The following is an 11,359-nucleotide window of genomic DNA, read 5'->3' on the forward strand; positions in this document are numbered from 1 at the left end:
GTTTATGTGTTTGTCAAATAGTGGGCGAAAATACCATTTTAAATGAAAAAATGAAATGTAAAATCAGCAAAATAAAAAGAGTTATTAATCTAGGTATTAATCGTTTTCAACAACACGTACCTTTACCAATTCAATTTTTGTATTTGAGGTTTGAATAATATGAAATTGATACCCCTCGATATCCACAATATTACCTTCTTCAGGAATTCCTTCAGTATGATTTACTATAAGTCCTCCAAGGGTCTCATAATTCTCATCTTCAGGCAATTCTAGCTTATAGGTTTCGTTTAAATAATCAACTTCAAGTCGTGCTGAAAATTTATAAGTGTCTTCTTCTAAAACCTCTTCAATAAGAACCACACTATCATGCTCATCTTCAATCTCGCCAAATAACTCTTCTACAATATCTTCAACCGTCATCATACCACTTGTACCGCCATATTCATCTATAACTACAGCCATACTTTTACGCTTTTTAATAAGTATGTTTAAAACATCTTTTACAAGCATGGTTTCCGGCACAAAGATCACAGGCATCAATACATCTGTAATGGTTACCGGCTTTTTAAAGAGTTCAAATGAGTGTACATATCCTATAATATCATCTATAGAGTCTTGATATACCAGTATTTTTGAAAGCCCAGTTTCTGTAAATTGTTTATTTAAATCTGAAGGAGATTGATTTTTCTCAACCGCTACAATTTCGGTACGCGGTATCATTACTTCACGTGATTTAACTTCTGAAAATTCTAAGGCATTCTGAAAGATTTGTATTTCAGAATCTAATTCTTCATTAGTTTCAAAAGAATCTATTTGCTCGTTTATATAATTCCCCAATTCAACTTTAGTAAAAGCCAATTGGACTTCGTCACCATCAGTTTTAAAAAATTTCTTTAAAAGTAAATCTGAAATCCAGATGATAAAAGTTGACAAGAAACTAAAAACAACATAAAATAGATATGCAGGAACCGCAAAAATCTTTAGCAGTGAGTTTGCATAAATCTGAAAGAATACTTTAGGTAAAAATTCTGCAGTAAATAGCACAAGTAGTGTAGAAATAATTGTCTGCGTTAGCAAACTAAATTCTACAAAAAAGTTAGTAAGCCAGGCATAACCAAAATCTGCACCCTCTAACCAAGCCTGTAAAAGATCGCCCATAAAATAGGCATAGATTACCAGTGCCAGATTATTTCCCACCAGCATGGTCGCAATAAACTTAGATGGTTTTTCGGTTAAACGGGTAAGAACTTTAGCAATAAGGTCATTTTGTTTTTTTTCTATCTCGATATGAATCTTATTAGAAGAAACGTATGCTATCTCCATACCCGAGAAAAATGCGGAAAGAATTAAGGAAACTACAATGATCAGAATTTCTGTTTCCATATATTATTTCTGACTGCCTTGTTCATACTTTTTCCTAAAGCGACGCTTAAAGAAGTACATACCTATGGCAATTACTACGAAAAACAAATAAAGATAAGCTTTACTAGGCTCTACAGACCATACTCTTACCGCTTCAAATAAAAACAGTGCAGCAAAAATTAAGTAGGCGTATTCGAAATATTTAAAGTACTTAGACATTATAATAAGCTATCATTTTTAGTAGAATCTGGATTTTCTTTAACATACATTCTACTTTGATTATCTAAAGATATAAAATTTTTGAAGTCCTCACTGCTGTCAAATAAATCTCCACTATTATAGGAATTATCAGGAAACTTAATAGTGTAAGGCTTATCTGTAAAAACCCATTTATTTCGTTGATCCCAAAACAATTGAGAGGCATCTAACCGCGTGGAATCGCTTGTTATAAGAACCACATTTTTACGCATATCAATTAAATTTGTGCGGGTGTATCTAATAGCGTAATCTGCCGTAATATAATTCTCTTTCTTAGCGTCATCTATAAAAGTAACTTCTACACCATTAGGAAACTCTTGATACGGAAAGTTTAATAAGCCATAATCTATAAGCAATGGTGTTTTTAGTGTAGCAACTACTTTACCAGAATCTGTATATTTTAAAACAACGCCTTCACCTTCTGCAGAAGGACCATCTGTGCGCTGATTGAACTTTTGTAATTCTTCTGAGCTGTTACCACAACTAAAAAACAAAGTCACAGCTAATGCTGTGACTAAGTTTAAGATTATATGTTTATGTGATGTACTCACTTATAAATTTGGAACGGTAACTCCGCCACCTACCCAGCAGCTAAAGTTAATACGTTGACCAGCGTTACCAGCGTTAAAAATCATCGTACGATCTGGAGCTAAACCTCTATAAGCAGCGGCAGTTTTTTGAGCAACACTAGATAAAGAAGGATCAATAGCTCCTGCACGAGCAGCCATATCTGCAGCTAACCAATAGATTGCTCTTTTATTAAATACACTATCTCCACAGCTGTTTGCACTACCAGCGTACATATCTGCAATTTTAAGATACACAATACCCATTGAAGGTTTTGCTCCTACAGCTTTTAAGTAGTAGCTACGTGCATTACTCATACTTCCTTTTTTTCTAAAGTTCTCAGCTAACTGATAAAATACTTTAGCTTTTTTAGAAGGGTCTGTTTGACGATTTGCAGACTCCTCATAATATTTTAATGCGTTAGCATTTTCACCACGTTGCTCTGCAAGACGACCTAAGTAATAAGACGTTTCTGCAGAAGGCTCTAATGTATTTAATTGCTCAACTAACTTTACAAATAGCGGACTATCTGTACATTCTTTAGAAACTAAACGTCCTGCAGCATTTTTAACCCAGGTCACATCACCTTTCTTCTCTTCCCAAGCAGCCTCATAAAAAGGAACCAAACGATCGCAATCAGCTAAAACTCCTAATTTTTGATTGATACCTGCAGAAACTTTAGAGTAGTTATCTAGGTTTACTTCTGCAACCTGCTCTAGTTTTTTCTCTTGAGCAGAAAGTGCAGTACCTGCCTCTTTTTTCTCTAAGATTGTTTCCATACGTTTAGCGTAACCATCTTGCTCTTCAGTGATTTTTTCCTGTACTTTATCATACATATCAAAAACTTCCTGCAACTCAATAGAACCTGCTTCTTGTAACTCAACAGCTACTACGAAGTACTCGTATAAACCTTTTGCATTTGTAAATGTTGCTTTATCAGTTTCCCAGGCTTTATTAAATTGAGCGTATTGCTCTTGAGCAGTTCCTATTTTGTTATCATACATTATAATTGCTACATCGGCAAGATCTTCACCTTCATTAGTTTTTGCAGCAAAATGAGTTTTCTTCTCTTGATACATTTTCTTTAAATCTTCAAGAAAAGCCATTTGCTCAGCTCCTGAAGTTTTTTCGATTTTGTATTTTAAGATACGCTCTCCATATTGATACAACGCAAAAGAAGTAGTAGGACATTCTTTACGCAATTTCATAAATGGCTCATAAGCTGCATCGTAATTTTTAACTTTTGCGTGCTCAGAAAAAATAGACATTGTTGTAACGCATTCTTCAGTAGCTTGAGCGCTAACGAAATTTACTGCTCCTACAAGGGCTATAAATAGTAATGTTAATTTAGTTTTCATCATTAAATGGTTTAAAAGCAATATTAATAATTTTAGTTGTATTTGTTAGGCACAAACCACGGTCTAAGTGGATTTAATGACAAACTAAGGCCTACTTTAAAAAAATCTTCTTTAACTAAGCCTGCGTTTGTTGTTCCGCGTTGACCGTATTCAAAAGTTAAGTTGGCATTACTAAATCCTCGTCCTAACGGTAATCCAAGACCAAAAGATATGCCAAACTCATCAATAGACTCATTTTGTATCATCAAACCTGATTCTTCATATCGAGCACCTAGCCTATAAGTAACTCTACTCCAATAACTTGTTATGGAATTATAGTCTGGAACAAAATATCCTCCTAAACGATATTTAAATGAATCATCGTAAGTAGCCTCAGGAGTAATAAAAGATCTATTAGTTAATTTACTGCTTTCTAGAAACTCTACCTGCCCCCCAGCGAACCACTTGTTAGTCTCTCCAAACCCTAATCCAAAAGAATACATATTAGGCACAATACTTTCTGTATCTGCTAAATTAGTATCTTGAGAATCTATAACGCTAACAACTGCTTTATCTGTTTGTGAATAAACAACAGACTGTAATGATCTATCATTACTTAATGTTAAACTAGCCTCCGGCTGAAAACTTACTGAAGAATAAACTTTATATTTTTTTGCTAATGTAGCTTCATACTGAGCCCCAAAATTATAAGTTAATCCCTGAATATCAGACCTATCAATTTCACGCACACTATATTGCTGACCTTCATCTACCTGAATAATCTCATTACGAATGTTTCCGAAATTATAACTTCCTTCCGCTCCCAATCTGAAGTCCTTAAAAATCTCAATACCCGCTGCTAAGAATGCGCGATTAGCTCCACCTCTACCAGAATATTGAGTAAGGCTTGTTTCGCCCGCATTTAATATTTGATAGTCAACAGAAGTTTCGGGAACTAAACCAAAACCTACTCCTAATTTTTTAGAAACCGGAAATGCCAGGGCCAAATAATCTATTGTAGTAGAAGTAGTATGACCGTTTTCGCCATTACTGGTTAAATCTGTTTCTCTATGATTAGCACCAATCGTAAAGTTTGTCAACTTTAAGGCACCATAACCAGCTGCATTTCTAAAATTTATATGGGTACTATCTCCTAAAATACTCAAACCTCCCATTGCTTGATTCTCTACTGAACCTTTAAAGTTCGAAATCCCCAATCCGTAAAAAGAATACGGTGAAGAATTACCTTCCTGAGCGAACGCAGAAGCCGAGATACAAACCAAAACAACTACTAAAAATCTTTTTATCATTAACTTTTATTAAATACTGTTATATAATTCAGTCCTTTCAGGAGAAAATTTGAGTTGGCAAAGATGCCATTTTTTAGCCTACCAGACAAAAATAGCCCGTCTCCTCCTGTTAAAATAATCTTTAAATCTTCAAATTTTACTTTATACCAGTCTATTAGACCGTCTATTTCAGCTATTAAACCATTCACAACACCAGACTGCATTGCCTCATTTGTGTCTTTACCTATTACATCAATTACCGTTTCTACAGGTGTTAATTGTGGCAATCGTGCAGTAAACTTATGCATCGCATTAAAACGCATTTGTAAACCCGGAGAGATTGAACCTCCCTGATAGGTATCACTCGCATCTTTAAAATCATATGTAACACATGTGCCGGCATCAATGATTAATACATTTTCACCAGAAAAATCTTCATGTGCACTTGCAACTAAAATCATCCTATCTAGGCCTAGTGTTTGTGGAGTTTTGTAACCATTTTTAAAAGGCATAGGTGTTTGTGAGGATATTAATTCAAAAGAAAGACCCCTATTTTCTATAAACGTGACAAAATCTTTTGAATTGCCTGTGGCACAAACTACAATATGATCTATTTCAAATTCTTTTATGATTTGTTCAAATCGGGTTTTTGCAGCATCAACACTACCAGCCCAGTTACTTTTTAAAATATTCTGATCAAATAGTCCAAACTTAATGCGGGTATTACCTAAATCGATTGCCAGATTTATCATTGCTGATTTTTTTTTGCAATAATACAAATACTCAAAGCCTCGTGCTCACACATTTAGCAAAAGCTCACAAAAAAAAATCATTAATTTTCCTAAAATTGGTTGTGCAATCTAAAAATTGATTTTATATTTGCAGCCGCTTAGGCGAGGTACCTTAGCTCAGTTGGTAGAGCAACGGACTGAAAATCCGTGTGTCCCTGGTTCGATTCCTGGAGGTACCACAACAAAACCCTGAAACTTATGTTTCGGGGTTTTTTGTTTTATCACAATTTCCCTCTTAACTATTAACAAATCCTTGCCATAAATTAACCTTATACTTTTCTAATTTTAACCGAAAATAAGATGAGTAAAGACCAGATAAATGTAAGTACACATTACGATTTAATTTGTGTGGGTGGTGGGATTATGAGTGCAATACTGGCGTTACTTACCAGGCTTGTAAAACCAGAACTTAAAATTCTCTTCTTAGAGTGTCTTGAGGATGTTGCTTTAAAAAGCAGTGCTGTCTGAAATAATGCAGATACCGGTCATTCTGCTTAATGCGAACTCAATTATACACTACAAAATGAAGATGGGTCAATAGATATAAGTAAAGCTATTGCTATCTGCAATCAATTTGGAATTTTTAAAAAATTCTGGTTCTTTCTGGTAACTGAAAACCATATTAAAGACCCCTCAACTTTTATTTCGAATGTCCCACATCGCAGCTTGATCACCGGTTCTAATGATGTCGCCTATCTCAAGAAGCGTTTTGAAACTATGAAGTCACATTTTATGTTTGGTAGCATAGATTTTACAGAAGATGAGAATAAGATGAAAGAATAGTTTCCGTAAATGATGCACGATCGCAATACCAATGAGAAAATGGCTGCTTCACGTATTGAACGAGGCAAAGAAGTTAATTAAGAATTTAGAACCGAAGTAATAAGTAGTAAAGACGGCAGAATCACCTGCTTGTTGGGAGCCTCACCGGGAGCTTCTACAGCTGTAAAAATTATCTTAGATGTTTTAGAAAAAGCCTTTCCAGAACTCCTAAGTTCTGCTGAAACAAAACAAAAGCTTCAAAAAATCGTTCCCGTTTATATAAATAAGTTTACTAAAGAATCCTTTAAAGAAAATTTAAGCTACGTAGAAAAAACTTTAAACTTGTAATTCTTCAGTAGTAAATTAACTAGAACTAAAAACAATGACGCATTTAGCACAATTAGAAAAAATAAGTTTAGAAGATTTGGTTCTCATCAAAAAATCTAAAAAAGACCTTGATGAAGTTTCCTTTTTAATGCGTGCATTAAACACTATAGGAACACCTATAGATTCTGGCTTGACATTACTTCCTGAAAAATATCAGGACAAAATAAGCAGCACTATTCAAAAAGCCCTTCAACTTTCTGTAAAGGCAAATTTGAAAACACTTAATAAAGGAAGACAATACACTCCCTCTTCAAACATTACCTACAAAGTGGTAACCGGTCTTTCTGGTGCTACAGGTGGTTTTTTTGGGGTCGCTGGTTTTACTGCAGACTTATTGATTTCTACAAAATTTATGATGCGATCTATTATGGATATCGCGCGAAGCCAGGGAGAAGATATTCACAATATAAATACACAATTAGCGTGTCTGCAGGTTTTCGCATTAGGTGGGACATCTGACGATGATGACGAATTAGATACAAGTTATTATGCTACTCGGGCGGCACTGCATACAGCAATGAATCAAACCAGTGTTTATATTGCAGAAAATGGTACCAAAAATATAATTGAAGCACTAGCTTCTCAAACAGCTGCACCACTAGCAAAACTTATTAATCAGATTGCGGCACGTTTTAGTGTACAGGTAAGTGAGAAATTTGCTGCTCAGGCAATTCCTGTATTAGGTGCTGCTGCTGGTGCGTCTATCAATGTCTTATTTATTTCTCATTTTCAAAAAATGGCAACTGCACATTTTACATTGAGACGCTTAGAACGTAAATATTCTAAAGCACTCATTCAAGAAACTTATGAACACATAAAACCTAAACAACTTCCTATTTCTGAATAACTTAAAAAATTTCTAATAATTTAAAACTGAATAATTAACTATTCAGAAATCAGATTATTTCCTAAAATTAGGAATATTTCCATATTTTTGTAATAATTCCAATTTTATGAATCGAAATATTTTACATCTTGATCTTGACACTTTTTTTGTCTCTTGTGAACGCTTAGCGAATAGTAAACTCATAGGAAAACCTGTTATAGTAGGAGGCACTGGAGATCGCGGTGTGGTAAGCGCAGCAAGTTATGAATCAAGAAAATACGGTGTTCACTCAGGAATGCCTATTAAAATGGCAAGGCAACTTTTACCACAAGCATTTTATATAAGAGGGAATGCCGGCACCTATACAAAGTATTCAAAAATGGTTACTGATATTCTTCAGCAAGAAGTTCCTATTCTAGAAAAAGCGAGTGTTGATGAATTTTATGCAGATCTCACCGGTATGGATCGTTTTTTTGGTTGCTACAAGTTTGCTAAAGAACTACGTTCAAAAGTAATTAGAGAAACAGGACTTCCTATTTCTTTTGGACTTTCTGTAAACAAAACAGTTTCTAAGGTTGCTACTAATGAAGCGAAGCCAGACAGTCAGCTTAAAGTTGATGCTGGTTATGAAAAACTATTTCTTGAACCGCTTTCTATAAAAAAAATACCTATGGTGGGCGAGAAAACCTTCCGTACGTTTTGCAATCTTGGAGTAAAGAACATAGGTCTTGTTCAGCAAATGCCGGTTGAGATGATGATCTCCGTTTTTGGTAAAAACGGGAGAGTAATTTGGGAACGCGCAAATGGCATAGACCGCTCTCCTATTATTCAATACCACGAGCGTAAATCTATATCAAGTGAGCGCACTTATGGACAGGATACCACAGATATACATAAATTGAAAACAACTATTCATGCAATGGCTGAAAACCTGGCTTTTCAGTTGCGTCGTGGTAATAAATTAACTTCTTGTATTACGGTTAAAGTTCGGTATTCAGATTTTCAAACTTTTTCTAAGCAACTAAAAATACCATACACTGCTGCAGATCATAATTTGATACCCCAGGTATTAGAGATTTTTGAAAAACTTTATAATAGGAGATTACTTATTAGGCTGGTGGGTGTTCGCTTTAGCGGCCTTACTGAAGGTCATTATCAAATAGATCTTTTTGAAAATACAAACCGTACCGTAAGTCTATATAAAGCTATGGATGAAATACGTATACGCTATGGCGATCGCAGCGTAATGAGAGCTGCTACTATGGGAGAAGGCTCCAGAACTATAGGTGGTCAGGGAAATCCCTTTAATGGCCAGCCTCCTATAGTTTTAGCTCATAGGCATCAATAAGACACATCTCTAATTAAGCAAATAATTTAATTATGTTTTTAAACTGTCATACGTATTTCAGTCTACGATATGGTACGCTTTCAGAAGAAGAGTTAATTGATCTTGCTATTCAAAATAAGCAAAGCTGTATTGCGCTCACAGATATTAATAACACTTCTGCCTGCTTAAAGTTTATTAGTAAGGCTAAAGAAAAAAAATAAAGCCTGTAGTAGGTGTAGATTTTAGAAATGGTATGCGACAGTGCTACGTCATGCTTGCACAAAATAATAATGGATTTTTAAATATTAATAGTTTCTTATCTAAGCATTTACACGATAAAACTAAATTCCCAGATCATTCTCCTCTAATTTCAGATGCTATTATTATCTATCCTTTTGAAAAAGTACTCGAACTGGATAAATTCAGTTTTTTAGAAAATGAATATATAGGGGTCGCTTTCAAAGAACTAAATAAGCTTCGCTTTTCTAGTTATAGTAGTTTTAAAAATAAACTTGTTCTGCTTCAGCCAGTAACTTTTCGTCATAAAAAAGATTTCAATACCCATCGCCTTTTACGAGCAATAGACACTAATTCTCTACTTAGTAAATTACCCAAAGAAGAACAGGCGTCACCAGATGAGAAAATACTTTCTTCGGAAATAATTAATCAGATTACTGTAGAGTATCGCCATATTATAGAGAATACTACTTCAATTTTAAATTCGTGTACCATTCATTTTGACTTTTCAAAAGATAGAAAACCTCAAAATCTAAAAACAGTTTTAGGTTCTGAAGAATTAGATTTTATAAAACTCAATGAACTTTGTCAATTAGGTTTACCACAACGTTATAATAAAATTACAGTCCAAATAAAACAGCGTGTAGAAAAAGAACTCACACTTATTAAAAGTCAAAATTTTGTTTCATTTTTTTTAATAAACTGGAAAATTATAGAATATGCACGCAGTAAAAACTATTTCTATGTAGGTAGAGGTAGTGGTGCTAATAGTATTGTTGCTTATTTATTGCGTATTACAGATGTAGATCCTATTGAACTTGACTTATATTTTGAACGGTTTATGAACGAGTTTAGAAGCAGTCCTCCAGATTTTGACATCGACTTCTCGACCTGGGATCGAGAAGATGTAACATCATTTATTTTTGAAGAATTTGGGCAAAATAACCAGGCTGCTCTTTTAGGATCTTATGTAACTTTTAAACATAGCGGGGCTGTACGTGAATTAGGAAAAGTTTTTGGCTTGCCTAAACATGAAATAGATAAACTAAGTGATGGTCGTTATAGTTTTGAACAACTTGATGATATATCAAAATTAATTTTAAAATACAGTACATATTTAAATGACAAACCTAATTACTTAAGCATTCATGCTGCAGGAATTTTAATTGCAGATAAACCCATTCATTACTTCTCTGCGACCCACTTACCTCCTAAAAATTTTCCTACCGTACAATTTGATATGCATATCGCAGAAGATGTTGGCTTATACAAGTTTGATATTTTAGGCCAGCGAGGTTTAGGAAAAATAAAAGATGCTATAGACATTATAAAAAAAAATCATTCAGAAGCTAAACTTCCAGATATACACAATGCAAGTTTGTTTTTTAAGGATTCAAAAATCAATAAAATGATTTCGCAGGCAGAATGTATAGGATGTTTTTATGTAGAATCACCGGCTATGCGTATGCTTTTAAAAAAATTAAAAGTTGACAATTATCTTACCCTGGTGGCAGCAAGTTCAATTATTAGACCAGGGGTAGCTAAAAGTGGTATGATGCGCGAATATATTTTAAGACATAGAAATAAGGAGCGGCGCAAAGAAGCGCACCCGGTGTTGTATGAGATTATGCCAGACACCTATGGTATTATGGTATATCAAGAAGATGTGATTAAAGTGGCACATCATTATGCAAAGCTTGATTTAGCAGAAGCAGATGTATTGAGAAGAGGAATGAGTGGGAAGTACAGATCTAGAAAAGAATTTCAAGATGTAAAAGATAAATTTAAATCTAACTGTATTCTTAATGGGGAAAAACAAGAAATAGTAGATGAAGTATGGCGGCAAATAGAGAGTTTTGCCGGTTATGCATTTGCCAAAGGTCATTCTGCATCTTATGCTGTAGAAAGCTATCAAAGTCTTTACTTAAAATGCTATTATCCTTTAGAATACATGGTCGCAACCATAAATAATGGCGGTGGTTTTTATAATACCGAAACTTATATTCACGAAGCCCGTATGAAAGGTGCTACTATTGAAGCACCTTGTATTAACCAAAGTAATATTGAAACAATAATAAAAAATAAAACTATTTATTTGGGACTTCAACATCTAGACAGTCTTGAAAAAAAATCTATGATTAAGATTATAAACGCACGAGCTTTTAGTTCTTTTAAATCGTTTACAGATTTTATTCAACGTGTACCTTTAAGTATAG

9 protein-coding genes, 1 tRNA gene and 2 pseudogenes (1 of these 12 cut by a window edge) are annotated in these 11,359 nt (G+C 34.2%); 7 read left to right on the forward strand and 5 right to left on the reverse strand.

Going from position 1 to position 11,359, the window contains the following annotated elements:
• Nucleotides 1-96: 96 nt before the first annotated feature.
• The 5 genes from P164_RS11100 to P164_RS11125 all read right to left on the reverse strand — a co-directional run bounded on the left by P164_RS11100 (nt 97) and on the right by P164_RS11125 (nt 5,565).
• Entirely contained in the window at nt 97-1,383 is a 1,287-nt protein-coding gene (locus P164_RS11100; protein WP_028376456.1) for a hemolysin family protein, read from the reverse strand.
• A 197-nt stretch (nt 1,384-1,580) separates the two neighbouring features.
• Entirely contained in the window at nt 1,581-2,171 is a 591-nt protein-coding gene (gene lptC / locus P164_RS11110; protein ID WP_117434317.1) for an LPS export ABC transporter periplasmic protein LptC, read from the reverse strand.
• Entirely contained in the window at nt 2,172-3,548 is a 1,377-nt protein-coding gene (locus tag P164_RS11115; protein WP_234405851.1) for a tetratricopeptide repeat protein, read from the reverse strand.
• A 29-nt stretch (nt 3,549-3,577) separates the two neighbouring features.
• On the reverse strand, nt 3,578-4,834 hold the full coding sequence (locus P164_RS11120) for a hypothetical protein (protein WP_028376460.1): 1,257 nt from the start codon (nt 4,832-4,834) through the stop codon (nt 3,578-3,580).
• The gene (locus tag P164_RS11125) at nt 4,834-5,565 is read right to left on the reverse strand and encodes a type III pantothenate kinase (protein WP_051621338.1); all 732 of its coding nucleotides are present in this window, start codon (nt 5,563-5,565) and stop codon (nt 4,834-4,836) included. Before P164_RS11125 ends, P164_RS11120 begins: the two co-directional genes overlap by 1 nt.
• A gap of 145 nt (nt 5,566-5,710) precedes the next feature.
• On the opposite strand from P164_RS11125, the gene P164_RS11130 reads away from it, so the two are divergent.
• The 7 genes and pseudogenes from P164_RS11130 to dnaE form a co-directional block, all read left to right on the forward strand.
• A tRNA-Phe gene (locus P164_RS11130) sits at nt 5,711-5,783 on the forward strand.
• A 121-nt stretch (nt 5,784-5,904) separates the two neighbouring features.
• Nucleotides 5,905-6,387, forward strand: a pseudogene (locus P164_RS18995) (malate:quinone oxidoreductase).
• A 93-nt stretch (nt 6,388-6,480) separates the two neighbouring features.
• A pseudogene (locus P164_RS19000) lies at nt 6,481-6,714 on the forward strand (malate:quinone oxidoreductase); the annotation flags it as partial.
• A 34-nt stretch (nt 6,715-6,748) separates the two neighbouring features.
• Nucleotides 6,749-7,600: an EcsC family protein gene (locus P164_RS11140; RefSeq protein ID WP_035899772.1), complete on the forward strand. Its 852-nt coding sequence runs from the start codon at nt 6,749-6,751 to the stop codon at nt 7,598-7,600.
• Nucleotides 7,601-7,706: 106 nt separating this feature from the next.
• The gene (dinB, locus tag P164_RS11145) at nt 7,707-8,927 is read left to right on the forward strand and encodes a DNA polymerase IV (RefSeq protein ID WP_028376464.1); all 1,221 of its coding nucleotides are present in this window, start codon (nt 7,707-7,709) and stop codon (nt 8,925-8,927) included.
• A gap of 32 nt (nt 8,928-8,959) precedes the next feature.
• Complete coding sequence (locus P164_RS19140; RefSeq protein ID WP_316930203.1) at nt 8,960-9,127, forward strand: PHP domain-containing protein; 168 nt, start codon at nt 8,960-8,962, stop codon at nt 9,125-9,127.
• A 32-nt stretch (nt 9,128-9,159) separates the two neighbouring features.
• Nucleotides 9,160-11,359, forward strand: the 5' portion of a protein-coding gene (gene dnaE / locus P164_RS11150; protein WP_316930204.1) for a DNA polymerase III subunit alpha. 632 nt of this gene lie beyond the right edge of the window; only the first 2,200 of its 2,832 coding nucleotides appear in the window; its start codon is at nt 9,160-9,162; the stop codon falls past the right edge of the window.

It is taken from the genome of Leeuwenhoekiella sp. MAR_2009_132 (genome assembly GCF_000687915.1).
GTDB lineage: Bacteria > Bacteroidota > Bacteroidia > Flavobacteriales > Flavobacteriaceae > Leeuwenhoekiella.